The 26359-nt window shown below is 64.4% G+C and carries 20 protein-coding genes; 6 read left to right on the top strand and 14 right to left on the bottom strand.

Features of this window, described 5'->3' with window-relative positions:
• Positions 1-348 precede the first annotated feature (348 nt).
• Together AC1POX_RS07125 and AC1POX_RS07120 are read right to left on the bottom strand one after the other, a co-directional pair.
• Positions 349-1290, bottom strand: coding sequence for a proline iminopeptidase-family hydrolase (locus AC1POX_RS07125; RefSeq protein WP_008573030.1), 942 nt, complete (start codon positions 1288-1290; stop codon positions 349-351).
• A 380-nt stretch (positions 1291-1670) separates the two neighbouring features.
• On the bottom strand, positions 1671-2435 hold the full coding sequence (locus AC1POX_RS07120; protein ID WP_008573033.1) for a LuxR family transcriptional regulator: 765 nt from the start codon (positions 2433-2435) through the stop codon (positions 1671-1673).
• Between the two features lie 192 nt (positions 2436-2627).
• On the opposite strand from AC1POX_RS07120, the gene AC1POX_RS07115 reads away from it, so the two are divergent.
• The gene (locus AC1POX_RS07115; RefSeq protein ID WP_218491332.1) at positions 2628-4010 is read left to right on the top strand and encodes an APC family permease; all 1383 of its coding nucleotides are present in this window, start codon (positions 2628-2630) and stop codon (positions 4008-4010) included.
• A gap of 76 nt (positions 4011-4086) precedes the next feature.
• Entirely contained in the window at positions 4087-4260 is a 174-nt protein-coding gene (locus tag AC1POX_RS07110) for a hypothetical protein (protein WP_228735157.1), read from the top strand.
• A gap of 101 nt (positions 4261-4361) precedes the next feature.
• Here AC1POX_RS07110 and xopAP read toward each other — a convergent pair whose 3' ends face one another.
• Positions 4362-5642, bottom strand: a complete 1281-nt coding sequence (gene xopAP, locus AC1POX_RS07105; protein WP_372356907.1) for a XopAP family type III secretion system effector — start codon at positions 5640-5642, stop codon at positions 4362-4364.
• A gap of 485 nt (positions 5643-6127) precedes the next feature.
• Between xopAP and AC1POX_RS07100 the strand changes: the two genes are divergently transcribed.
• The 3 genes from AC1POX_RS07100 (at position 6128) to AC1POX_RS07090 (ending at position 9470) form a co-directional block, all read left to right on the top strand.
• Positions 6128-7525 carry a trypsin-like serine peptidase gene (locus AC1POX_RS07100; RefSeq protein ID WP_277573583.1) on the top strand — a complete coding sequence of 466 codons (1398 nt, stop codon included), beginning with the start codon at positions 6128-6130 and terminating at the stop codon, positions 7523-7525.
• A 402-nt stretch (positions 7526-7927) separates the two neighbouring features.
• Complete coding sequence (locus AC1POX_RS07095; protein ID WP_372356906.1) at positions 7928-8326, top strand: hypothetical protein; 399 nt, start codon at positions 7928-7930, stop codon at positions 8324-8326.
• 136 nt (positions 8327-8462) lie between these two features.
• Positions 8463-9470: an MBL fold metallo-hydrolase gene (locus AC1POX_RS07090; protein WP_033478686.1), complete on the top strand. Its 1008-nt coding sequence runs from the start codon at positions 8463-8465 to the stop codon at positions 9468-9470.
• A gap of 302 nt (positions 9471-9772) precedes the next feature.
• Here the strand turns inward: AC1POX_RS07090 and AC1POX_RS07085 are convergent, their stop codons facing one another.
• The 6 genes from AC1POX_RS07085 to soxR form a co-directional block, all read right to left on the bottom strand.
• Positions 9773-11290 carry a tryptophan halogenase family protein gene (locus AC1POX_RS07085; protein WP_039417383.1) on the bottom strand — a complete coding sequence of 506 codons (1518 nt, stop codon included), beginning with the start codon at positions 11288-11290 and terminating at the stop codon, positions 9773-9775.
• A gap of 40 nt (positions 11291-11330) precedes the next feature.
• The gene (locus tag AC1POX_RS07080) at positions 11331-12383 is read right to left on the bottom strand and encodes a cupin-like domain-containing protein (protein ID WP_372356905.1); all 1053 of its coding nucleotides are present in this window, start codon (positions 12381-12383) and stop codon (positions 11331-11333) included.
• Between the two features lie 4 nt (positions 12384-12387).
• Positions 12388-13146 (bottom strand): SapC family protein, encoded by a 759-nt coding sequence (locus AC1POX_RS07075; RefSeq protein WP_011348172.1) that lies wholly within the window; start codon positions 13144-13146, stop codon positions 12388-12390.
• A gap of 325 nt (positions 13147-13471) precedes the next feature.
• Positions 13472-16630 (bottom strand): TonB-dependent receptor, encoded by a 3159-nt coding sequence (locus AC1POX_RS07070; RefSeq protein ID WP_039417391.1) that lies wholly within the window; start codon positions 16628-16630, stop codon positions 13472-13474.
• Positions 16631-17661: 1031 nt separating this feature from the next.
• Entirely contained in the window at positions 17662-19671 is a 2010-nt protein-coding gene (locus AC1POX_RS07065) for a M1 family metallopeptidase (protein ID WP_218504430.1), read from the bottom strand.
• Between the two features lie 230 nt (positions 19672-19901).
• Positions 19902-20348: a redox-sensitive transcriptional activator SoxR gene (gene soxR, locus AC1POX_RS07060; RefSeq protein ID WP_031423642.1), complete on the bottom strand. Its 447-nt coding sequence runs from the start codon at positions 20346-20348 to the stop codon at positions 19902-19904.
• A 99-nt stretch (positions 20349-20447) separates the two neighbouring features.
• Here soxR and AC1POX_RS07055 point away from each other — a divergent pair, with 99 nt between their 5' ends.
• Positions 20448-21821, top strand: coding sequence for an MFS transporter (locus AC1POX_RS07055; RefSeq protein ID WP_372356904.1), 1374 nt, complete (start codon positions 20448-20450; stop codon positions 21819-21821).
• A 569-nt stretch (positions 21822-22390) separates the two neighbouring features.
• Here AC1POX_RS07055 and AC1POX_RS07050 read toward each other — a convergent pair.
• Genes AC1POX_RS07050 through AC1POX_RS07030 form a run of 5 tightly spaced genes read right to left on the bottom strand, consistent with a single transcriptional unit; the run spans position 22391 to position 26342 of the window.
• A complete protein-coding gene (locus AC1POX_RS07050) occupies positions 22391-23557 on the bottom strand; it encodes a glutathionylspermidine synthase family protein (protein ID WP_011348178.1) in 1167 nt (388 codons plus the stop codon).
• 1 nt (position 23558) lies between these two features.
• The gene (locus AC1POX_RS07045) at positions 23559-24131 is read right to left on the bottom strand and encodes a DUF1190 domain-containing protein (RefSeq protein WP_008573065.1); all 573 of its coding nucleotides are present in this window, start codon (positions 24129-24131) and stop codon (positions 23559-23561) included.
• Between the two features lie 12 nt (positions 24132-24143).
• Positions 24144-24548 (bottom strand): DUF350 domain-containing protein, encoded by a 405-nt coding sequence (locus AC1POX_RS07040; protein ID WP_003489536.1) that lies wholly within the window; start codon positions 24546-24548, stop codon positions 24144-24146.
• Between the two features lie 37 nt (positions 24549-24585).
• Positions 24586-25263 carry a YjfK family protein gene (locus tag AC1POX_RS07035; protein WP_029819938.1) on the bottom strand — a complete coding sequence of 226 codons (678 nt, stop codon included), beginning with the start codon at positions 25261-25263 and terminating at the stop codon, positions 24586-24588.
• Positions 25260-26342, bottom strand: coding sequence for a potassium channel family protein (locus AC1POX_RS07030; RefSeq protein WP_011348180.1), 1083 nt, complete (start codon positions 26340-26342; stop codon positions 25260-25262). Before AC1POX_RS07030 ends, AC1POX_RS07035 begins: the two co-directional genes overlap by 4 nt.
• Between the last annotated feature and the right edge of the window lie 17 nt (positions 26343-26359).

The raw sequence follows: 26359 nt of genomic DNA, 5'->3' as shown, positions 1-26359 counted from the left end.
CGGCACGAAGATGCAAACGCAAGCTGTCGCGCCAGCGCCGTCGCGGCGCATCAGAGCGTTGACGTGCCTGCCCACGCTGCGGCGTGTGCCCTGCGACGCTCGCGCATCATCGTGCGCCGGCAGCCCGAAACGGGCTTGCGTCAAAGCGCGAACCTCCATCGACACAGCTACCCGGAACAACGCGCGCAGCGCCACGCGTGCAGCGATGGAAGCACGCAAGCGCTGCAGGGCCGCTATCGCAGGCACGAATTGATGGTGTGCACCACAGCGACATCATCGCGGCAGGCAGGCAGCTAAACGCAGTGCAGTTGATCGGCCCGCTGGCTATCGCCACACCACACTGCACGCTCAGACAGCGCGATTGGCCAGTGCTGAGGAGCGCAGCATTTGTCCACCGGGCCACGGTGTCTGATCGTCCAGGAAATTGCCGACCAGGCGCATGCACGCCGCGCGTTCTTCCACGTGCGGCATGTGGCTGGAGTTGGCGAACACGTGCCAGCGCGCATCCGGGATCAACCGCGCATAGGGCTCGACGGTTTCCGGCGTGGCTTCGTCGTACTTGCCAGAGAGCACCAGCGTAGGCGCGGTGATGCGATGCAGGCGCTCGATGATGCTCCAGTTGCGCAAGCTGCCCACCACGTGGAATTCGGTCGGTCCGTTCATGGCGTGATACACGGTGGGGTCGGCGTCGATGGCGGCAAACGTCCGCGCGACCTCGGCAGGCCACGGCAGCACGCGACATACGTGCTGCGCATAGAACACCTGACTGGCTGCGCGGTAGGCCGGATGGTCCAGCGTACCGGCGGCTTCGTGCTCGTCCAATGCGGCCTGGATATCGTCAGGCAGGCGCGCGCGCAGACGCAGCGCAGCCGCGCGCCACAACCCCATCGAGGCGGGCGAATTGGCGATGACCAGCGCTCGCAGGCCGGCCGGCCGGCGCACGGCGTGCTCGGCGGCCAGCATTCCGCCCCAGGACTGGCCCAGCAATGCGTACTGCGACAGCCCCAGATGCGCGATCAGCGTCTGCAGCTCGTCCAGAAACAGCCCCACTGTCCAGAAGCCTGGCTCGGCATTGCGCAGATGGGTGGAGTTGCCGTTGCCCAGCTGGTCGTAGTGGATCACCGCGCGGCCGTTGGCCGCCAGATCCTTGAAGCTGTCCACGTAGTCGTGCGTGCATCCGGGGCCGCCGTGCAGCACCAACAGCGGGCAGGCATCTGCGCACAGGTCGCCGGTAATGCGGTACCAGGTACGGTAGCCGCGGAATTCGACGTAACCCTCGGTGCACTGCATGACCTGCGCCTGCCTACGGCAATGATGAGCCCCGAGCCTAGCGAGCACGCCGAGCGGCGTTAACTGGCAAATTTCACAGGTTTGAACGCGCCCGGATGCGCGGTTGGCGCTGGCCGATAGCCGGTTCGATCGAACGCCTCGCATCGCCGAATGCGCTGGGTATCGCGCGACTCGACATCGCTCCTGGATCGAAATAGCTAGTTCGAATCAGCACATCTATCGCATCTGTCAGCGCCACTGGACTCCATTCGGACCGACAACAGATCAGCGTTCAGAACACAGGTGGGTCGCGCCAAGGAAACGACATGGCATATGCGCTCTGCCGCTCCGACACCCGCGAAGCCGCGCGTACCGCAGCGCGCAGGCACGCTCGAAAAAAATTATGGCTCCAGCAACCGATAGTGCATACCACGCACCACCGCTTCCACGCGGTTGCGGGCGCCCAGCTTGCGCGCGGCTGAATTCAGATGCAGGTTCACCGTGGCGGTTGAACGGTTGAGTGCCGCGGCAATCCGTTTGGACGTCAGGCCTTTTGCCGAATACTGCAGGCATTCGCGCTCGCGACGGGTCAGCGCGATGTGGTGGCAGCGGCGTTCCTGCGGTTCCAGCAACTCCTGCGCGCGCGCCTGGAAGGCGTGCGCCAGCAACAGGAACGGCAGCACCTGCGCTTCGGCCAACCGCGGCGCTTGTGCAGCGGCGGCATCGATCGCGCCGCTGAAGGTGGCAAATGCGCCACCAGGCAAATGCAGCGGCACGGTGACACCGGTGCCCATGCCGCTATCGCAGAGATAGCGCGTCACTTGCCGGTGCTGGCCCCCCACATATTCCACGCCCGCGCAGTGGCCGTCGGTGCGGTACGACCATACGAATGGCGTGGTACGCCGCGTTGCGCGCTGCTGAACAGGGTCATGTTGGTAGTAGCCGTGCTCGCACCACACATGCTGCATATCGCCCGGTGCATTGCGCTGCATGAACACCGTTGGCGTGATCAGCGCTCCCTCCAGACTCAGGGGCACCGGCGCATAGTCGTACACCAGCGACTGGAAACCGAGCGCGCAGACATCGCGAAATACCCGGTCCAGGCAGCTATCGAGCGTCTGCAACGCCTGCAGATCGCAGCCCAGGCTGGCCAGAATGTCGAACATGGTGCTCCTTCGGTACCGGTGGTTGCCAGCAGATGACATCCAGCATGGAAAACCTAGCACTTTTACCAATGGATGGGCTTGTCGGCCACATTATCGTCACAATGCCGGTCACATGGCGGCAGCACGCGACGGGCGTTCAGCTCGTCCGGGCGCTTGCGCTGCGTACCGGCATTCCTTGCAACGGACACCTGCATGACCGATACGCCCCGCCGCGACGATGCGGCCACGCTGCAACGCTTCGGCTACGCACAGGAGCTCAAGCGGCAGCTCACGCTGAAGGATCTGTTGATCTACGGGCTGGTGTGCATGGTGCCCACGGCGCCGTTCTCGATCTTCGGCGGCGTCTTCGACATCAGTGCCGGAATGGTGCCGCTGACCTACCTGGTCGGCTTCGTGGCAATGCTGTTCACCGCACTGAGCTACCAGCAGATGTCGCAGGCATTTCCGGTGGCCGGTTCGGTATATGCCTATGTCGGGCGCGGGCTGAGCAGCGGCATGGGATTTCTGGCTGGCTGGGCGATTCTGCTCGACTACCTGCTGGTGCCGACCCTGTTGTACGTGGTCGGCGCCAATGCGATGCAGACCGTATTGCCGGCGATACCGCAGCCGGCGTGGATTGGGTTCTTCGTGGTGCTCAACACGGTGGTGAACCTGCGTGGCATCGAAACCACCGCACGCGCCAATCGCTTTTTCCTGCTTGCGCAGTTGCTGGTCCTGGCGGTGTTCGTGGTGCTGGCGACGCTGGCGATCCAGCGCGGCGTCAATGGCGCGCACTGGAGCTGGCGCCCCCTGTATAACCCGCAGACGTTTTCTCCGCAGCTGATCTTCAGCGCGTTGTCGGTGGCGGTGGTGTCGTTCCTCGGCTTCGATGCAATCTCCACCATGTCCGAGGAAGCGCGCGGCGGCAACCGCGTGGTGGGGCGCGCGACCTTGCTGGCCTTGCTGATCGTGGCAGGGTTGTTCATCCTGCAAACCTGGCTGGCGGCATTGCTGCAGCCTACCCTGCAGCGCTACCCAAGCGCGCAGGCATCCAACGATGCGTTCTTCGAGATCGGGCGGTTGATCGCCGGGCCATGGCTGCAAATTGTCATTGCGCTCACGGTGGCGATCAGCGCGGCAATCGCCAATTCATTGGTTGCACAGGCGGCCACGTCGCGACTGTTGTTCGCCATGGCGCGCGACCGGCAATTACCGGGCTTTCTGCGTTACATCCACCCGCGTACCGGCGTACCGCAGCGTGCGATCCTGCTGGTGGCGGGCCTGAGCCTGGTACTGGGCGAAGTCTTCGTCGGGCAGATCGCGCTGCTGTCGTCGCTGTGCAACGTCGGCGCACTGACCGCCTTCGTGTTGCTGCATATCGCAGTGCTGTGGCACTTCCGCACCCACGGCCGGCGTGTGCTGCATGGCGTGGTGCCCCTGATCGGGATCGTCATCCTGGCCTACGTCCTGCTCAATGCCGACCTGCATGCACAACTGGGCGGCGCTGCGTGGATGGCGGTGGGGCTGACGGTACTGGCGTTTCTGAAACTCAGCGGACGCTCCACCGAATTGCGCGCCAGCGACGCGCTGGAATAGCCTCAACAGCAGCACCGTCTGTTGTGCCGGCGTGCTCCTGGCCCACCCGTGCTGCGTTGTGCGACGGATCAATCCCGTGCTGGGCAACCTCAAACACGTCATCAAGGTGATGCATCACGCCATCAGCGCAAATACGCAGGGCTTGACTTGCAGAGATGGACGATCGCTCACCGTCGATCCGCTTCACGATGCGCTGCCACGACTTGCCACGGGCATGTTGCAGTCCAAGCAGTGCCTGGAGCCGGTTTGACGTGCAGCGAGCGATCTTCGTGGCCAGGAGTCAGGATCAATCAAAAATTTAGAAACTCTCTCTTGGCCTGGAAAACTCATTTGCAATTTATTGCCGGCTATCTAATCCGGCCGGCGAGTGGCCGGCGGCTGGCGGTACGGCAGCCACGAGGTGAACAATTGCCTGCGGGGAAGACGCCGGTCTTCGGATGTTCCCTGCGACACTTCCATGGGAGAAAAGATGCGCTGCAGATCGCCCGGCTCGATCTTGGACAGGAAATAAGAGCGCCACAACGTCAATTCGTGATTGTCCGCCAGGTTGACAGTGCTGGCCGGGCCGTCCGTCACGGTGATGAACTGAGCGAAGCGATCACCGCTGGTGCTGCCGGCGCGCTCGTCAGCAGCCCCGGGGTGATCCCAGTGCGGGTGATGCATGAAAAAGGGCACCGACTGGATCGGATCCAGGGCGCGCGTAAACTGGCGCAGCGTGAATCGCAGTTCGCTGTCGTTCGATCTTAAGCTTTGCATATAGTGTGTGTCGGCGCCCGCTGGCCCGAGGCGCGGTGGATTGAATGAATAAATGCTGATCTTGCCCGGGGCTCCGGCCGCGCGCAGAAAGTGCGTGATGTCGAAGCCGGCGAGCGTGGCCGCTGCTGCGCCCAGACTGTGTCCCGTCAACGACATCGACAACGCCTTGCCGCTCTCCCGCGCGCGATTCGTGTAGCGTTTCAACACGTCCTTCATGACGGTTCCGTCGGCGCGCGGCAACTGAGCTTCGGACTGCCACCATTCCTGCCAGCCTGCTCCAACCTTGCCCAAGGTCGGAAGGCGCTCGTCAAATACGTTGACGTGTACCTGTGCGATCTGGCTTTTCATATCGCATAACAGATCGTCGGTCGCATTCAGGCATGTGCCGGAAAAACCCAGCACCGCCACAATCACATCGTCGGTCTCTCGCTCCCAGAGTTTCAACCGCCGCGTGGACATCGGCACATTCAGATGCAACCCACCGATCTCAGCCACCGTCGCCGGATCGCCCTTGTACGATTCGCCTGCGCATGCGCGCATGCTTTCGAGCACAGTGCGGCAGCGTATTTCCCATTGCGGATCCTGTCCGTGCGGCTGCGCCGATGCACGATCCACTTGGGCAATCGCGCTGACGAGATCGCATGCCTGGGTATCTACCTGCGGCAGACGCATGCCAGATGACCGCCAGGCACCTGCCGTGATCGATCGTGTCGCGTTACGTCCGCGTTTGACCGGCGCAGCACTGAGACCTGGAAACGCACTGGCGCTGTCGCGCGCGTGCCAGGGGAAAGCGGTCGCGGAGGCAGGCACGTCGCTATCGCCGTCGCGCGATTGCGCGTGCGGCAGCCTTGGAAAAGAAGTTGAGGTGGGTCGCATGCGACATGTTTCAGGTGAGTGCGCAGAGATTCTGTTTATATCCCCACCTGGCACGCAGCCAGAGATGTCGTCCACCGCCGTGAAAACGAACAAAGGATTCACTGGCTCCACCATCGCTGTGCATCCCTCAAGGCCGGGTTGAGGTCGCCCGAGGCCCTAGGAGGGCTGATCGCCACCACGACTATGACGTGGATTGAACACACCAAGCTGCCACTGCGCAGCTGGATGCTGGACTTGCACCTGCTGACTAGAACCAACATGGCCGCCCTGGGAGCCTATGCACCGCCCGGGGCCGACGGCATGACGGCCCAGTGGATGACAGACGCGTGCGGGCACTATATCGATCACGACCTTTCATTCCCGAACGAGATTTTCAGCACATATTCAGCTTTAAAGTTTCGCTAGGCTCGTTCGGCGCCAACGATGGCGCCCGCTTGTTGCAGCCCCCGCTGCAGCCTGACGATCCCTGACGAGAAGGACTACCCATGAATCGCAAGAACGCGATGTATCTGGCGTTGTTTTCCGCTGTTTCCGGCACCGCAGCGGCCGCCCCGCCGACCGAGATGGATGCAGCGCCGGTCACCACCGCGCCGCAGGCGGCCAAGCTTGGTGCGGCCACGTTGCAGTCGGCAAGTTTACGCGGCGGCGTTCTGCCCACGCGCGTGGTGCAGCTCACCGCACCTACCAGCGCCGAAATGGGTCGTGTGCGCGAACGTCGTATTGCACAGGTCAAGCATGGGCAGCCGTTGCAGATCGGTTTTTCGCGTGCGGTTGCACAGCCGACGGTGAACCTGTCCAAGCTGGATTGGCAAATGGCTCCCGATGGCTCGCGCGTGGCCAGTCTCAAAGTCAGCTCCGCACAGGCGGCGTCGCTGCGTGCATCGCTGGTACTGCGTGGCGCCGGTGCAAGGCCTGGCGACCCATCCAAGGTGACGCTGCGCTTTGCCGGCAACGATGGTCGCGTGTTCGAGCAATCCGGCGCCAGCTTTGCTGCCAGCGGCAACGACATCGGTTGGTCGCCGGCGGTGAGTGGCGAGGATCTGCTGGTCGAGCTGTCGCTGCCGGCCGGGTTGTATCCGGAAAACTTCAGCCTCAGCATTCCGCAGCTGTCGCATCTGGATATCAGCCCCACTGCCAGCCCGCGCGACATGATGACCATTGCCATCGGCGAAAGCGATTCCTGTCAGAACGACATCGTCTGCCGTGCCAACCCCACGACCGGCTTCACCAGCGCCGCAAAGGCGGTGGCACGCATGGTGTTCACCACCAGCCAGGGCTCGTTCCTGTGCACCGGCACGCTGCTCAACAATACCAATTCGCCCAAGCGCAACCTGTTCTGGACCGCGGCGCATTGCATCAGCACGCAGACGGTGGCCAACACGCTGCAGACCTACTGGTTCTACGATGCGGCCAGCTGCAATGGCAGTACGGTCAGCTCGCAGGCAACCACATTGACGGGCGGCGCGTTCCTGCGGCATGCCAACACCACGCGCGACACCGCATTGCTGGAGCTGAAGACCGCACCGCCAAGCGGCGCGTTCTATGCAGCGTGGAATAGCGCGGCGATCGGTTCCACCGGCACCTCGATTGTCGGCATCCATCACCCATCGGGCGACGTCAAGAAGTATTCGCTGGGCACGGTGAATGCACTGAGCAGCTCCATCGATGGCAAGAGCCCGCTCTATCGCGTGGTGTGGAGCGACGGTGTGACCGAAGGCGGCTCGTCCGGCTCGGGCCTGTTCACCGTTGCCAGCGGTGGCGCCTACCAGCTGCGTGGCGGCCTGTATGGCGGCTATTCGTTCTGTAGCGCGCAGACCGATCCGGATTACTACTCGCGTTTCTCGGACGTGTATTCCACCATTTCCACCTACTTCGGCCAGTAAGCGGTAAGCCGCGTGGCAGGCGACCTTGTGCCTGCCACGCTTGATCGCGCATCGCCGGGCAATCCGTTTGCCGGGCGATGCGTCTTCGACTCAGCGACCGTGCATGCGTTGATCCGTGCACTGAAGTGTCCGCAGGCTGTCCAATGCCACCACCATCTTCTTGCTACGCACTCAAGGCAACGGCGTGACGTGCTCGCGCGAGACATCGCTCCACGGCTGTTTTTTGCAGCCTCGCTCAACACATTGATCGGTGTGCGGTTGCCGGCGCGATGGGTGTACCAGATCCACTTCGGCCAATCGGGCAATGCCTGATTGACGTCGACTGCACCAACGGCGCACTAGCGGCGGCGAGCGGCGCAATGATGCAGACTGATGGGGCCTGTTCCTTCACAACGGTCGCCCATGGTTCGCGCACGTGCCCCACTGCTGGTCCTCATCCTTGTTGCCTTGGCGCTGCAAGCCTCCGCCCTGGCGGCCGGCAAGCGGGCCGATCGCGAGGACATCAAGGCCTATGCGCTGCAGCGGTGCCTGGATAACAACTACACGCGTAGCAGCAAGTACGCACCCGATCAGCTACGCGACCGCTCGTATCTGCTCACCACATATGCGATGGACAACGCCAAGGTCGGCGCGACCGACCGCCTGCATCGCTTTGTCGACGCCAGCACGGCGGGGTTTGACAAGCGCGAAGTCCCGATGAAGGACGAAGCGCGCCGCGGCCCGTTCAATCGCATCTTCGCCCAATGCATGGCGTTCTATCGTTCGCCGGCCTTGGATGAATTCATTGCACGCGAATTTTGAGAATGGCAGCAGGCGCAGCGAAAAAATAGCGCCCCAACCGCTGTTGCGGATTGCTGCCAGCGACGCCTGCCGTATGGTGTGTACAGCACGCAAACTTGCATCGACACCCAACCCACGCACATCGGCACGAGCCGCAATGACCGCATCCCATCCCTTCCGCTCCCGCCGCACGCTGCTACGCACTGCATTAGCTGCGAGTTCGCTGACTGCGGTGGGGCAGCTCGGTGCTGCTGTGCGTCCGCCGGCACGACGAACATCCGCCAAGCCCGACTCCGCGCCGCCTGCACCCTTTCCGGCCAAGGGCAGCGTGCTGGTGCTGCTGGGCACCAAGGGTGGCCCGACACCTTCGCCATTGCGGGCCGCGGCCGCAAATGCCCTGGTCATCGACGGGCAACCGTATCTCATCGATTGCGGCAACGGCGTGGCGCAGCAACTGGTCAAGGCCGGCATGCGACTGCCCATGCTGCGCGATATCTTTCTGACCCACCACCATTCCGACCACAACGCCGATCTGCTCAACGTGGTGTGGCTGGCCTGGGCCAGCGGCCTGCAGACGCCGGTGCATCTGTATGGCCCACCCGGCATCGCCAGGATGGTGGACGCGTTTGTCGCCATGAATGCCATCGACATCCAGGCACGCATCCGTGAGGAAGGCCGCCCGCCGTTCGAAGCACTCATCCATGTGCATGAGTTCGACCAGCCCGGCACCGTTCTGAAGAACGATCAGGTCACCGTCACCGCCACCTTGGTGGACCATTACACGCTCAAGCCGGCCTTCGCCTATCGGTTCGAGGCGCCCGACCGCAGCGTGGTGTTTTCCGGCGATACGCGCTACCTGCCCGCGCTGGCCGAGTTCGCCAAGAACACCGACGTCCTGGTGCACGAGGTGATGTATCTGCCGGCGTTGCAGACGATGCTGAAGGCCAACGACAACGCACCCACATTGCTCGACCATCTGCTCAAGAGCCACTCCACCAGCGAAGAGGTCGGCATGATTGCGGCTGCGGCCAACGCGAAGATGCTCGTGCTCAATCACTTCGTCCCCGGCGGCGATGCGTCCATCACCGATGCGATGTGGAGCGAAGGCGCGCGCAAGCATTACACCGGGCCGATCGTGGTGGGCAAGGATCTGATGCGGCTGTAGCACTGCGCCCGCCCGCCGCGATCCAATGCCGGCCCCAGAGCGTGTTATGTACGTTGAGGGAGTGCGAGGCGTCGTGTAGCGCGTCGAGTAAGGCGTGCGCCTTGTCCAGGCTGGCCGCCTGGGCAAGGCGTGCAACGCGGTCTCGGTGCGCCACAGGGCGCTTCCCGGAGGATTGGCCGCCAGCAGCACGGAGTGCGCACCGCGCGGCTTGCCTTGACGCCACAGCCAAGCCGCCAAGCACCGCGACGCCGCACGCCTCCGCTGATGGGCAATGCACCTCATCTCAAGGTGCATGACCCGCTCTAGGCAGGCACCGGGCTACGCATCCCCCACACCTGTTCGCCTGCCTTGCAGTAGCGCTCGATGAAGTCCTGCTGCGAGGGCATCTGCTGCACGGCGTGCTGGATCGGCTGGGCGATACCGTCGAGCAGGCGGCGCAGGTCGTGGTCGGAAAATGCGCGCGTCAACGGGTGATGCTGCTCGGGCGCAATGCCCTGCCCCATCAGCACGTGCGTCCAGGAATCGACACGAAACAGTTCATCGGCACCCTGCCAGGCGTGCGCGCGTTCGCGCCAGGCACGCAGGCGCAGCGCGAGCGACTCGGGCAGTTCCATCTGCCGGCACTGCTGCCATAGCGGTTCGTCGCGCTGGGTGGCGTGGTAGTGCAAGGTGACGAAGTCGCGCACGTGCTCCATTTCAGCGCGGCTGACGTCGTTGAACAGTTGCACCTGCGAGGGCGCAATGCCTTCGGCCGGAAACAGCGCCAGCAGCCGCACCACTGCAGAGATGGTGAGATGGATGCTGGTGGATTCCAGCGGCTCGATAAAGCCGCTGGCCAGACCGAGCGAGACCACATTCTTGTTCCAGGCCTTGAGCCGGCGGCCGGTGCGAAACGGCACCATCCACGGCTCCTTGACGGCAGGCGCAGCCACATCGCGCAGCAGCTTGGCGTGCGCTTCGTCATCGGACAGGTGCTTGCTCGAAAACACCAGGCCGTTGCCGACGCGATGCTGCAACGGAATATGCCAGCGCCAGCCGGCTTCGTGCGCGATGGCGCGGGTGTAGGGCACCGGTGGGCCGAGGGCTTCGGTCTGCACCGCCACCGCACGGTCGCACGGCAACCAATGGCTCCAGTCTTCGTAGCCGGTGTGCAGGGTCTGCTCGATCAGCAGACCGCGGAAGCCGCTGCAATCGATGAACAAATCGCCTTCGATCACGTGCCCGTCTTCCAGCACCAGGCTGGCGACATCGCCGCTGTGCGGCTGCACGGTCACCTGCTGAATCCTGCCTTCGACACGCTTGACGCCGCACGCCTCGCTGCGCGCGCGCAGGAACTTGGCATACAGCGCCGCATCCAGGTGATAGGCGTAATTGACCGCCGGCTCGCCATGCAGCGCAAAGCGGTCCACGCGCGAGGCCACCGTTTCCAGGCAGTAATCGCCGAAGCTGCCCGCCATGCCGCGGCGCTGGCTTTCCAGCCACAGGTGATGAAACGCGCACACCAGGGTGCTCTGCCCGGTGATGCCGAATGGATGGATGTAGCGCTCGCCCTGGCGGCGCCAATGCTCGAACGAGATCGACAGCTTGAAGGTACCTGCCACCGCACGCAGGAATTCCTGCTCGTCGATCTGCAGGAACCGGTGGAAGGTGCGGATGGGCGGCACCGTGGATTCGCCCACGCCGACGGTGCCGATCTGCTCGGACTCGACCAGGGTGATGTCAAGCAAATTGCGGAATTGATGCGAAAGCGCACAGGCAGCGATCCAGCCGGCCGTTCCACCACCGGCGATCACCACCTTGCGAATCTGAGCCTGAGTCACTGCGCACTCCTGTGGCATGGGTTGAGGGCGGTGCTGCACATCAGCGGTTCAACTTGCCGATCAGCATGGCGCGCAGCTGCCGCGACAGCATGGGATCGATGGGGCCGAGCGCATGGCGCGCCGGTTCGGGCAGATGCTCGCCGGCCTGCTCGGCAGGGCCGAACACGTAGTGATCGAACAACGCGCGCCATGCCTGTTTTTCGGCTGCCGGACGGTCGCGAATTGCCCACAGCGCGTGATACAGCGCCGGCATCGCGGCGGGCAAGTGCGCTGGCGCACTGCTCCACCAGTAATTGATCAGCACGTTGAACGGCTGCAGCGATTGGACGTGGTGCCACCACATGCTGGGAATGAACAACGCATCGCCCGGCTCCAGCACCACGCTGCGCGCATGCGGCAAGGCATCGGCAAAACGCGGAAAGCGTTGCAGGTCCGGATCGGCGAAATCGACCATGCTCACCACCTGCCCGCCCGGCGTGGGATCGAGCGGACCCGGATACAGATTGGCGACCTGCTCCGGCGGAAACAGCGTAAAGCGCCGTTGCCCGACCGCGCAGCACGCCAGGTTGTCCAGCGCATCGTAGTGGCACGAAGCGATCACCCGGTTACCGATCCAGATGCTGGGCTGCACGGGGCTGCCGTTGGCAGCCACATCCAGATCGTTGTGGGCGCGCAACCCTGGCAGATTGGCGTCCACCGGCAACGAGGCCAGGTAATAGGTGGGCGGCTGCGGGTCGTCACGATGTGCCGCAATGGCATCCAGCAAGGTACTCACGCTGCCGCGCTGCACCTGGAAGTTGAGCGCGCTGCAATCGTCGCGATAGAACGGGCGGCTGCCGATCTCCGGGCCGCCATAGGAATACTGCAGGGGGCGGCCGGTATCGTGCGCGCGCAACAGCGCCATGGCCTCATCGGCGCCGCGCAGCCCGGCCTGCACCAGCGACCAGTGCCGCGCAACGCCACGCAGCACCACCGGCTCGGCGGCCTGGCAAAGTGCGGGCAGCGACAACGCATCCGGGCCACAGTCTCCGCGCTCGGCAATGGCGATGGCGGCGCCTGCAGCGACGGACAGATCGGTGCCACGTGCGGCCATACGCTCAGGCGTACGCGGCAACGGGGGCGCTGTGCGACTGCTGCAGGCGGCGCTGCTTCTCGGCCATCAGCCGGCGCACGTTGTGCAGCGATGCCAGCATCAGGAAGGCACCTTCCAGATAGCCGGCCTGATGCAACTGCTGCAGCGCTTGTGCATCCAGGGCGGCCAGCCGCTCGCGGTCGATCGCGAACAAGCCCTGCAACTGCGTGGCATGGCTGGCATCCAGCGCAACGTCCAGCCGCACCGGCTGGATCAGGCCGAGCGCGTCGAAGGCGGCCGCCATCGCCTGTCCCGCGTCCACGCCATCGCGGATGCCGCGCAACACGCCGATGATGTGTTCCAGATACGGGCTATGGCCGCCTTGCGGCAGGAACACCGCCTCGCCCTCGCTGCGGCTGATACGCGGATGTTCCAGGTCGACATGGATCACCGGCTCCTGCACCAGGGCCCCATCGACGTGTTGCTCCTGGAAGCCGATCAGGAACGGCCCCTTGGCAACGATGCCCGGCAGATAGCTGGCATTCCAGCGCCCGTCCTGCAGGAACAGGTTTTCATCCTGTGCGAAGCCCAGCAGCGCCACCGGCTGGTAACCACTCCCGGCCGGATCCTTGCGGAAGAACAGCGGGTACTCGCGCTGCAGCTCGGCATATTCGGTGACGAAGGCCGGCACCACGCCGACCGCGTCGCCGAATTGCGCACCAAAGCGCAGGATCACGCGCAGGTCGTGATGCGCCACGTTGTTGAGCACTGCGTATCGCGTCATCTGAAACTCCAGCAGCCGTCCATCGCGGAGCGCTGCAGTCATGAGGGAATTCGGGCGCACGCATTCCCCGCGTGCTTATCGATGCTGAGCATTGCCAAAAATGCGTGCGCCGGCAAGCCGCAGGGCAGCAACGCACTGCATGGCGCCGAAGACCGGCGCGTGGCGCATGCGTGCGCATTGCAAGGCTGTTCGCCCACACACCGACGGCGCGAGCACTGCGGCAAACGCGGCTGCAGACCGTACGCGCGCAACGGCGCAATAACCGGTTGCGGCCGCCATCACACGATGGCGGCCGCAGGATTGACGGCTAACAACGCGTGGTGGATCAGAACGCGTACCGCACGCCCAGCGTGTAACGCGGTTGCTGGTCGATCAGGCGAATGATCTGCTTCTCCGAGCGGCCGTGCCAACGTACGTCTTCACCGGTCAGGTTGATCGCCTCGAAGCCCACCGACAGCTGCTTGTTGAAGGCGTAGCTGACGCTGAGGTCGAACTGCTGATACGGCTCGACGTAGTACGGGTTGCGGTTGGCATTGTCCTGGTTGGCAGCGATCAGGTATTCGTCACGCCAGTTCCAGGCCAGGCGTGCGCTCCAGCCATACTTTTCGTACATCAGCATGACGTTGGCGGTGTCGCTCAGACCGAGCAAGGCAAACTGATCGCGATCGATCACGGTGTTATCGAACGCCACATCCCCTTCCACAATGGTGTAGTTGGCGTAGATGCCGAAGCCGGTGCTACCGAAGAAATACTGGCCGCCGAGTTCCCAGCCGTGGATGTTGGCCTTGTTCTGGTTGATCGGCCGCGACACATCGAACTGATACAGCGGGTCGGAGGCATTGCCGGCGATATCGTAGGCATTCTCCAACGCAAGGCTTTGCGCCGAACTGCCGTTGTAGGCGCTCAGCCCGCCGGTGGCAGCAGCATTGCGCAGCAGTGCCATGGCCGCAAACAGCGAGGTGTCGTTGGCCGAACACGCGCCCGCGACATCGTTGCCGGCCGCGCCCACCTGTGCGGCGCAGGCACCGCTTTGCAGGAACGCCAGCGCGGCCTGGGCATCCGGCCCCGAAGTGGGGTCGGTCAGTCCGTACAGCGATTCACGCGTGACGGTATTGCCGATGAAATTGCTCACGCGCTTGTTCCAAAACGTCGCCGACACATAGCTGGCGTCGGCGAAATACCACTCCAGTGCCAGATCGAGGTTGTCCGATTCCAACGGATCGAGCGTGGGCGTCTGCGAGTCGCCGCCGGCGCGGTTGGACGGGTTGATCAGGATCGAGCCGTTGGGCGTATTGGGCGTGGGTCCGGCGATGAGATTGTTGTACGGTGCGCGCGCGATGGTCTGGCCGAACGAGGCACGGCCTTTCAGCGAATCGGTGAAATCGATGCTGAAGTCCATGTTGGGGAGGACGTAGTTGTAGCTGGTCTTCTCGCTGAAAGGCTGCTGGTCGGTAGACCGGATCAACTGGAAGTCGTTGTTGGACAGCCACAGCAGCGCGGTGGGCGTGGCCACCTGCGAGGTGGACTCCACGTCGGTGCGCTCGTAGCGCAGACCCAGCCGCGTATTGGTGGTCATCCCGGCGATGGCACCGGCAATTTCCAACTGCACGTAGGCCGCACGGGTCTTTTCTTCCACCCGGTTGTCTGCGGTGTATTGCGGGTTGTAGCGCGTGGTTGCGCCGTACTGGCTTCCGCCCCACAGCGCCAGCTGATCGGCATCGCCACGCCATGCACTGGACGCCGCGCCGCTGGGATTGAAGTCCTTGAACATGCCGGTGATGCTCACCGGTTGCAGCAATGCGACCATGCCCGGCTCGTTGCCTGCATTGGCCACGCCCCAATCGCCCAGCGGCGAGTTGGTCTCGCTGACCCGGCGTTGCATGGTGGTGTTGGTCGAACTCACGCCAAACTGGAAGCGCCCGTCGTCGAAGTCGAACTTGCCGTCCAGGCGTCCTTCCTTGGTTTCGGTCACCTGCTTCTGATAGAAAATGCGCAGCACCTGCGAGCCGAGCTCGGCGGGCGTGAATGCGGGATTGACCACGCCATTGGTGTTTGCCAGCGAATCGGCCGCAGTGGGATACCAGGTGCGTGCGCCGATCGGCAAGGAATTGTTGAACCACAATTCCTGCCCCCATTGGCCGCCGCAGTACGGCCCATTGGTGCAGTTGTTGGTGCCGGCGAAACTGAAGTAGGTCGCGCTGCCGCCCGTGGTCGGGTCGTTGGGCAAGCTTTGCGTCTTGGAGTTATGCGCATCGAAGCTCAACTGGAAGCGGTCGCTCACTTGCCAGTCGGCATTGAAGCCCAGCGAGCCGAGCGTGTACTTCTGCTCGTTGCGCTGTTGTTCCATGCCGAAGTCCTTCGCGCCATTGGGCACATCGCGCAGATAGACCGGCGTGGCCACAGCCTGGCCGGTATCGAAGGTCAGATCGGTAAAGCTGTTGGCGCGCTGCAGCCAGATGCCCTGCTCGCCGCGCTCTTCGCGAATTTCGTTGGCCGAGTAGGTGTAATCCAGGGTCAGGGTCAGGCTGTCGGTCGGTGCGAACTGCATCACCGCCTGGCCGTTCATGCGTTCGCGCTGGAAATCGGCGAATGCGTAGCGCAGATCGTTGGGCATGCCATACAACTGGCCGATCGCCGGGGCATTGGTCACCACCGCGTCCGGGCGCAGTGCCGGGTCGGTACCGGTCCAACGCTGGATGTTCCAGGTGTTTTCGGTGGCTTGGACCGAACCGCCATGGCGCTTCTGGTAGCTGGCGCTCAGGCCGATACCGAAGGTCTTGTCCGGGTTGGTATAGCTGAAGATGCCCGACACTTCCGGGGTGAGCGAATCGCCGAAGGGCTCGGAGCGGTCGGACACCATCTTGGCACCGGCGTTGGCCACCACGCCATCGTGATTGAACGGCTTGTCGGTCTGGATATTGATCGTCGCACCGATACCGCCGCTGGGCGCCGTTGCGCGGCTGGTCTTGAACACCTCGATGCCGGTAATGGCTTCGGAGGCGAGCTGGGCGAAGTTGAACGCGCGCGTGCCGACATCCACGCCGCCGATCGGCGTCTGGCCGGGCGCACCGAACGCATCGGCACCGGGAATCAGGCGGCCGTTGAGGGTGACGGTGTTGAACTGCGGGCCGAAGCCGCGTGCGGTGACCTGCGCGCCCTCGCCATCACGGCGCTCGATGGAAATGCCAGTGATGCGCTGGAGCGATTCGGCCAGGTTGGTGTCCGGAAACTTGCCGATGTCTTCGGCGCTGATCGCATCCACCACGCCGGCGGCATCGCGCTTGATGCCCATCGATTGGTTGAGACTGTTGCGGATACCGGTCACGTTGACGGCATCCAGGGTGGTGGCGGAATCACTGCTGGATTGCGGCGCCGGTGCAGGCGGCGGAGCGACATCCTGCGCAAAAGCGGGATTGATGACCAACAGGCCACCAACGAAGGTGAACATGGCCTTCGACTTGAAGCTGTTCAACGTACGACGCATCGATGTGTCCTCGGGAGTGGAGTCCAACCGCCAACGGCCGGTATCGCGGCATGCGATACGGCGGAATCGCGGCCACTGCCCGACAGGCCGTGGCCAACGCTGCTGCAACTGCTGGAGCCACCAATCCAACGCCATGCATTTGTCGTGCGGGCGCAGCCGGCGCCTGGATCGGAGAAGCCCTGATGGCATCTCGCTCCTTGCACCGCGCCACACGCACCACGCAACAACTGCTTGACGTTGTCTCAGTTGCCCTCGATCTGTCCCCTAGCACGCAGGCTGCCGATCGCCCCTTCGACCGTCGACCTGCGATGTGCATGCACGTCTACCCGCCGCAGCAACGGCGTTGCCACGCCATTGTTGCGTTTGTTGCAGGTTCTTTGCACGACGTGTCAGCCAGTGATAGCGCTAACATGCCGCGCAGCCTAGTCAGGGCATAAAGGGCTTGTCACCGTGCGTTGCAGCATAGTGATGGCTGTGCACTGTTACAGCCGATACCGCAGTCGCTTGAGCCCGCATGCAGTTTTCAATGCTGGCGGGGCTGTAAGCGTTATCACGGCATTACGCAAAAACCGTCGGGTCGAACGGTGAAATTTGCATAATGAACGTGTCGCAATGGAGTCGAATGCGGCGATTGCGCAAACCTGGGATCACGACCAGTGCCGCGCGTCCGGATTGCGCATGTAAAAGTCGGCGCTGCACAGGACGCGGCAACGCACTGCATGCGCCTGCCGATTGCATGTCGCCTGTGTGTCAGTGCAGCGACATGCATTGCGCGCGAAGAAGACGGTACACGCTTCGCAATCGATTGCGCCGCGTCCGGGCAGACAACGGGCGCACTAATTTGTCGTCGGGCGAACCCATCCTCATCGCACAGGAGCCACGTCGTCTGCTGCCGATCGATGCCGGGCAACTGCTGCGCTCGCCCGGTGATCAACGCAGGCGCTTGTTTCCGTTTTCGTCGGCGGTTGCCGCACGCAGCCACCGACCCGACCGCGCTGCGGCCACGTCGGCACCCACGCCTCGCGCAGTGCTCAGCCGCTCACGTCCGCGCGCGCGTCGCTGCGGTCGGCATCTGGCAGCACATGGTCCGGGTCCAAGGTGACGTGCAGCACTCTCTGGGTGGTCGGCACGGTGACTGTGGGGGTAGTGGTCTGCAGCCATGTTTCCACCGGAATGCGTCGGTCCAGGTGGCTGCCATCGGCCAGGTCCGCACGCAGGGTCGCCGGCATCACCAACTTCTGCCGGCTGCGCAATGTGACTTGCACTCCCTTGGCCGGGTCGTGGTCGACGTAATGCGCGTCGGCGATGCCCATGTCCAGCTGCCAATTGTTGAGATACCAGCCGCGCCACCACCAGGACAGGTCCTCACCGCTTTCGCTTTCCATCAGCCGGAAGAAGTCCGAGGGCGTGGGATGCTTGTAAGCCCAGGTGGCGATGTATTTGCGAAATGCAGGATCGAAACGCGCCGGTCCCAGGATCTGCTCGCGCAACAGCACCAGGCCGAGAGCACCCTTGAAGTAGGTCAGCGGATGGCGATAGGTCTCGCTGGTGGAATCTGCGTTGTCCATCAACGTCGGCGCGTGGGTGTCGGCCAGTAACGGCAGGATTTCGTCGACCGGGTTGCCGCCTTTGGGCGCATATTCCGAATCGCGCTTGGGCGCGTATTCGCCCTTGTTGAACGCATCCGATGCATACACGTCGATGAAGGTATTGAAACCTTCATCCATGAACGCATGCCGGCGCTCGTTGGAGCCGACGATCATCGGGAACCAGGTGTGGCCGATTTCGTGTGCGGTGATCCAGAACAGGTCCTTGCCGCCGTCTTCGAAACCATCGAAGACGATGCCCGGATATTCCATGCCGGCCCCATAGCCGCCCAGGTTGATCGCTGCCGGCCACGGATACGGATACCACTGCGAAAAATGCTCGATGGCGCCTTTGACGTATTCGGTAGAGCGGTTCCACTTGTCTGCGCCCACGCCTTCCAGCGGGTACACCGACATCGCAAGCGCGTGCTTGCCGCCCGGCAAATTGATGCGCGCCGCATCCCAGACGAACGCCGGCGATGCGGCAAATGCGACGTCGCGGGTGTGATCCATGTGGAAGCGCCAGGTTTGCGTGCCCTTGCCCGCCGGTTTGGCCGTACCTGCGGTTACCTCGGCAGGCGTGCGGATCAGCACGGTGCGGTCGCTGCTGCGGGCGTGTTCCAGGCGTTGCTGTTCGGTGCGGCTGAGTACGTCCTGCGGATTGGTCAGCGCGCCGGAGCCGGCGACCAGAAAGCCCACCGGCACGGTCACGGCATAGTCGAAATTGCCGTACTCCAGGTAGAACTCCGATCCCAGATACGGTTGCGTGTCCCAGCCACGCAGATCGTCGTACACCGCCATGCGCGGATACCACTGCGCAATCTCGTAGATCTCGCCTTGCTTGCTGGCACTGACGGCCGTGCGCCCGCCCCAGGTGCCGGGAATCGTGTAGCGGTAACGGATGTGCACGGTGAGCGCCTTGCCCTGCCCGGCCAGCGGTTGCGGCAGATCCACCCGCATGCGGGTGTCGTCGACGATGAAGCGCGCCGGCTGGCGGCGCCCGCCTTGATCGATCTCGACGCTGGCGATCTGCATGCCATCGGTGAACTCCTTGCGCTTGAGCGGCCGGCTGGCGGCAGCGCGCGCATCGGCGCGGTAGATGTTCTGGTCCAGTTGCAGCCACAGCACGTCCAGCGTGTCGGGGCTGTGGTTGGTGTAGGTGATGGCGGCCTCGCCGCTGAGGGAATGCGTTGCCGGGTCGATGCTCGCGTTGAGGTCGTAATCGGCGCGGTTCTGCCAGAACGCCGGGCCAGGTACGCCGCTGCCGCTGCGGTAGCTATTCGGAGCGTCGGGCAATTGCAGGGGCGCGAACAGGGCCAGCGGATCGAACACGCTTGCCGGCGCAGGCGTGGCAGCGAGAGCGGCGCGGGCTGGCGCGGCAGCGGCAAGCGCCGGCGCAGCGACGCAGGCCAGCGACAATGCAACGGTGAGTGATCGGCGCACGGTGGGGGTCATGCGAAATCCTGCGGCGGAGGGAATTCCCATCCTACGGCGCAGTTTGCCGCGCGCGGGAATGCCATTGGTCCCGGTTGCGGCTGCCTGAGGTTTGGGAGGTGGCCGCCGATGGCTGCTCTGGTGGAGGCCCAGTCACGCACCGCACGCGCAGAGCGCCCGCGCGACGCCGGCCCTCCCCGCTCGGCCCTCCCCGCTCGGCCCGGTGCGCCGGGCCGGCTGGCCAGGCCGACTTACTCCGCCATCAGGCCACCCAATCGCAACGCCCCCTCACCACTGCGGCCCATGGCATCGTCCGGATTGCTCAGGCGGCAGCGGCGCAGCGACAGGCAGCCGCAGCCGATGCAGTCGGTGAGCTGGTCGCGCAAGGCCTGCAGTTCATTGATGCGCGCGTCCAGCTGGCTCCGCCAACGCGCCGACATGCGCGCCCACTCCGCACGCGTCGGTGTGCGTTGATCCGGCAACACCGAGAAGGCATCGAGCACCTGCTGCAACGGCACACCCAGGCGTTGCGCCACGCGGATCACCGCGATGCGCCGCAGCACATCGCGCGCATAACGACGCTGATTGCCGGCGGTGCGCAGGCTGCTGATCAAGCCTTTGCGCTCGTAGAAGTGCAGCGCCGACACCGCAACACCACTGCGCTTGGCGACCTCGCCCACGGACAACTCACGTTGCATTGCCTTGACCTCAACTTAGGTTGAGGCAGGATGCTGCGCGGCCTTCACCGGTGCAAGTAGCGGTGAAGGCTCGATACACGTTTCCTTCCTGGATCTTCGATGCCTACCGAAAGACCGATCACTGCCGCAGTGCTGTCCATCCAAACGCAGCCCACCTCCATCCTGGCCGCGCCTTACCGCGCGGCGACGCTGGGCATGGTGGCACTGGTGTCGCTCAACGCGTTCGAGTCGCTGGCGGTTGCCGCCGCCATGCCGACGGTGGCGCGCGAGTTGAACGGGCTGCCGCTGTATGCATTGGCGTTCGGCGGCGCGCTGGCCACCAGCGTGATCGGGATGACGGCGGCCGGACGCTGGAGCGACCGGGCCGGTCCTGGCGGTGCATTGGCTGCCGGCCTGTTGTGCTTTGTGGTCGGCCTGCTGGTCGCCGGCCTGGCACCGAGCATGCCGATGTTGATCGCCGGGCGCTTGCTGCAGGGGCTGGGGGCCGGCGCCTATTCGGTGGCCCTATACGTCATCGTGGGGCGGCTGTACCCGGAGGTCTTGCGCCCACGCGTGTTTGCCGCGTTTTCGGCCGGGTGGGTGGTGCCCTCGTTGATCGGGCCGGGCATCAGCGGATTGATCGTGCAGCACCTGGGCTGGCGCTGGGTATTTTTGTCGGTGCCGCTGTTGGCGATTCCGGCTGGATTACTGCTGTGGCCGGCGCTGCGCGGACAGGCCTGGACACGCGACGGGTCCGAGGCGCCAACCGCCTCGATGGGGTGGGCTATCGGAGCGGCAATGGGCGTGCTTGGCGTGTACCTGGGCGGACAACTGCACGGCATGCTGGCGCCGGGCGCAATGCTGCCGGCCGTGTTGCTCACCGCGTATTGCGCCTGGCGCCTGCTGCCGGCTGGTACGTTGCGGCTTGCGCGCGGCTTGCCGAGCGTGATCGCGCTGCGTGGCATTGCGGCGGCCGCCTTCTTCGGCTTTGAAGCCTTTTTGCCGCTGCTGCTGTCGCGCGAACGCGGGCTTTCGCCGCTGCTGGCCGGCGTGGCACTGAGCGTGGGTGCGTTGGGCTGGTTTGGCGGATCGTGGTACCAGGGCCACAGCCGCGCCGGTTGGTCGCGCCCTCGCCTGCTCAAGAGCGGCGCGCTGTTGATGACGCTGGGCATTGCGATCAGCGCGGGTGCGGTGTGGCCGCCGATTCCTGTGCCGTTGGCAATTGCCGGCTGGGCGCTGACCGGCCTGGGCATGGGCCTGCTGTATCCCAGCCTGTCGGTGGTGATGCTGTCGCTGTCGCCACCGGCCCAGCAAGGCGCCAACAGCTCTGCCTTGCAACTGAGCGAAGCCATCGCGGTGGCGGCCATGCTGGCGCTGGCGGGCGCAGTGTTCGCCGCGCTGCTGACATCGGCCACGCGCGCCGCCTACCTGAGCGTGTTCGCGTTGGCGTGGTTGCTGGCGGTGGCGAGCTTTTTTGTGGCGCGGCGGGTGTGATGGCGTCCGCGGCGACTACGCGGCATCGACGTAACGCCATACCACATTGCCGAGGCAACGTGGCCGGTCGATGGCAGCACGCGAATGAGCCCCAAGGCTTGGCGGGTCGCAACGACCGAGGTGATCTCCAGGTTCACCACATGGAGAGGGTCGCTTGATGCCGGCCCGAGACCACAGCGTTAGCAGCGCCGACCACTTTGCCGATCCTGCCGGGATCGCATGGACCCGCACACGAAAAAAGCCCCCCTCGAACCGCTGGTCATTTTTTCGCCACCCATCTTGACAGCGTTGCAGGCCGGGGCCTGCACGCACTTGTCCACAGCCTTGTGCAACTTCCATCCACAGGGGATGTGGAAAAGATGCGTCGCCTTGCATGCGCCTGAGGCCTTGCGCGGCGCTGGCGCATCTGTCATGCGCGACCGGCGGAGCCAACGCGGTGGCGTTGTCGCCGCCGCCCCCCCCCCCTGGGCATGCCTCCCCACACCCGTCTGCAGGTGTGCCGCAAAGGACGGCCTGCTCCAATTAGCGACACCGCCACTTCGCACTGGCGATGCACCCGCCGATACACATCAATCGGTGATGACGTGCGGCACGAAGCGCGAGGTGTCGCGGGTGATCGGGCCAGCGTCGTCGCGCATGCCCAATCCGGCAGGACGATCCGCCACAACCCAGCTGCCCACCAACGCATGGCGCCCGTCGAACACCGGCAGCGGGTGATGCGCCTGCAGAATCGCCGGGCCGTCCACGTACGGGCCATCGGTGTGCGCGGCCTCGCCTTGCGCCGTCACCAGCGCGATGTTGGCGCCCTCGCGCGACAGCAGCGGCTTGCGCACCCAGCCTGCGGTTGGTGCCTCACCGGCCTGCGCAAAGCGGGCAGGCAGCAGATTCGGATGACCCTGATGGCGGTCCCACAGCAGCGGCAGGATGCCCTTGTTGCTCAACACCGATTTCCATGCCGGCTCGATCAGGCGCACCCGGTCGGCGATCAATGCCGGCCCGAAGCGTTCTTCCATCATGAATTCCAGCGGATACAGCTTGAACAGCGTGTGGATCACCCGGTCCTGTTCGTCGGTGAACCAGCCCTCGGCACTCAGGCCGATGTCTTCGATGGCCACTTCCTCGGTGCTGATGCCCACCTGGTGCGCACAGTCGCGCAGGTAACGCACGGTGGCGCGATCCTCCAGCGAATCGCGCACCGCCGCAAAATGCATCTGCGCGCCGATCGCGCCATCCACGGCCAGCGCGCCCAGGGTTTCGCACAGCAGGTCCTGGATCAGGTTGTACTGATCGGTTCCCTTGGGCAGCGCACCGCTGGCGATCTGCTGTTCCAGCCACAGCCACTGGAAGTAGGCCGATTCGTAAAGCGATGTTGGCGTGTCGTAATTGAGTTCGTACAGCTTGGCCGGGCCATCGCCCGAATACGCCAGGTCCATGCGGCCATACAGATGCGGGTCGCGCCCTTTCCAGGAGTTGGCGATCCAGTCCCAGTAGAACGGCGGGATGGCCAGCTGGGTCATCAGCGCTTCCGAGCCCACCACCTCGTCCACCAGCTGCATCGCCATGTCGTGCAACTCTTGCGTGGGCGCTTCGATGTCATCTTCGATCTGACGCAGCGAAAACGCGTAGTAGGCGCTTTCGTCCCAATACGGTTCGCCGTCGATGGTGTGGAAGTGAAAGCCCAGCGATTCGGCCTGCGTGCGCCAGTCCGCGCGTTCGGGGATCAGGATGCGTTGCATGTCAGCCGCCGAAGCCCGAGCTGCGCCCGCCGCTGCCGAACGAACTGCGCGCCGCCGCGCTGGAACCGAAGCCCGAACGCGACACGGTGATGGCGCGCGTGGGCATGTCGATGGCGCCGCTGCGCCCACGCACCGTGCCAATGCGGTTGCTGGCCAGATCGCCATTGGGCTTGTAGTAACCGCCGCTGCGGTAATCGCGGTACAGCGGAATCGAGCCGCCATAGCGGTAACCGCCGCCGCTCATGTTGCCCAGCGCATAACCCAGCAAAAAACCGCCCATCGGCGGGATCCAGCTCTGCTGCCCCTGCGGATTGGTGATCGCCGTGCAGCTGCCGAACTGTTCATCGCACTCGTAGCGCGTGGTGAAGCGCGGCGCGGCCTGCTGATGCTTGGCCACCGCCTCGTCGTAGGCCTTGAGGCATTGCTGGATATCGGACTGTTCCTGCTTGATCTGGTAACAGTCCGACGCCGATTGCAGCACCACACCGGTCTCCGGCTCCGAGCCGCAGCCGGTGACGAAGGCGGCCGGCAGCGCAGCCATCAAGGTGAGTTTGAGATTGCGTGATCGCTTCATGCCCGCGCTCCGTTACGGCGTGATCGCGGCGGCATTGATCAGCCCCACCGCGATCGACACGCCGGCCGAAAAGATACCGGCGGCGGTGATGTTGTCGGTGATCTGCCGCGAGATGCGCCCAGCCACCAGGTTGGCCAGCAGGTAGGCCACCACCTGGATGCCGCAGGCCACCAGGCCCCAGATCAGGGCGTCGATCAGGCTCACCGAATGGGTGATGGCCGAATGCAGCGGCAGCGCCACGCCGATCAGGTTGCCGGCCAGCGCGGTGGCCGCTGCCACATTGCCCTGCCGCAGCAAGGTGAAATCCTTATGCGGGGTGACCAGGGTCACCAGCACCACCGAGACGATCAGCACACCCAGGCCGGTACCGAAATAGGAAAGAAACGCGAGAAAACTCTGCAGATTGATCGGATTCATGACAGGACCAAGGTGGGTGGAAGACGCGCGGGCGCGCTCAGGTGATATCCAGATCGGCAACGGTGACATCGATACCGACCGCATAGGTGACGCAGAATTCGTTGGGGCCGGAATCTTCGCCGGTCACCAGCAGGAATTCTTCGCGCTGCAGCTCCGGCACATCGCGGCTGTAGAGCATGGCGTAATGGGTCAGATCGCCATCGCGGCGCGGCGGCTGGTAGCGGTACAGCACTTCGTCGTAGGCGATCGGCGGAATCCGTGACGCGTCATCGGTGGATTGCGTTGCGCGCTGCCACTGTTTGCCGGCGTACTCGATCTGCGCCGCGCCCAGGTGCGGATGCTGCATGACGAACTCCTGAAACGCCTGCTTGCTGGGCGGGTTCACCGTTTCGCAATACACGAAGGCCTTCATCGCTTCCAGATCGCCCCCCACGGTGGTGACCTGCAGGAACGCATCGTCGTCCAGGTAGAAGCGATGCAGCGCATAGCCATCGCCCAGATTGACGTGACCGTAGCAGGGAATGCCCTGGTGCCCGCCCGGCAACTCGGCGGTCATGGCCTCCGGCGCCATGCGGTACAGGGTGGTGTCGATCTCCACCTGACCACCGACACGCAGCCCCAGGGGCAGCGCGTGACCGATCGCGCCACTTCCGGAAGTGGGCAGCGGCGGCGGTTGCGGTTGACCGAACAACTTGTTGAAAAAACTCATCGTCAGACACCTTGTGGCGATGTAGAAATGGGGGACGCCTCGCTGCGCATGGCCGGCCACGCGATGGCGTGCGCCGGCACGCGCTGCTCGGCCAGGTAATACAGCATGGCACCGGCGGCGACAGCGGTGCGTGCTGGCGGGTTCAAGCGCAACGCGCCGTCGGGCGCGCGCAGGCCCAGCAGCAACGCGCCACGCTGGCCGAAATCGGCCGCAAGCCGGCTGTAATCCAGCGGTTGCACATTCGCAGGCACAACAAGACTGAACTGGGTGGGACCATCGTCCACCGACAGCAGCTCGGCGGTGAGCGCCGCACTGCCCGGATCCTGCGCCGCACGTGCCAGGATCTCGGCGGTCATCGGCCGCGTGCACTCGATGGCCGGGTAATGGCAGTTGACCAATCGCGCCGCGCTGGCCGAATCGAAGTGCGCCACGACATGCGCGGCAGGCGCATGCGCCATCAACGCGAACACCGCCGCCAGGGTCTGGTCGTCGGAGGGCGGGTTGACGATCACCCGCGCCGCGCCGGCAATGCCGGCACGCAGGTACACCTCGGTGTGCGTGTACGACTCGGCGGCGATGAAGCGCATGTGGTCGGGCATCGGGTTTTCCGCCACGCCCTCGGCGATCAGCACCACGCCTTCGTCATCGGTGGCGGTGTCGGACAGCAGCAATTCCAGCAGGCGCGTGGAGGCGGCGCCCTGCCAGCCGATCAGAATGGTGTGCCCGCGCAGGTCTGCATAGGCCATCTTGCCCATGTGGTGGCGCCTCCAGAAAGTGATGAGCACGCCGCTGGTCTTGGCCAGCACCGTGGCGAACAACGCCACCGCGCCCGGCATCAACACGAACGCGGCGATATAGCGCCCGGCCACCGAACCCGGCGACAGGTCGCCGTAGCCGATGGTGGTGGCAGTGGTCATGTAGTAGTACGGAAATGCGTCCAGGCCGACGAGCTTGTGCTCGCCGGCCCACAGCAGCAGCAACCAGCTCAGCCCCATGTGCGCCAGCAGTGCCAGCGCCACCATGCCCCAGCTGACGCGGCGCACGTGGCGCCGCAGGACCCGCAACAGCCGTCCAACGATGATCATGGCGCATCCTGTGCCGT

The organism is Xanthomonas sp. NCPPB 3442 (assembly GCF_056725145.1).
Note: the sequence above shows the minus strand (reverse complement) of the source record. Positions and strands in the feature narration are given on the sequence as shown.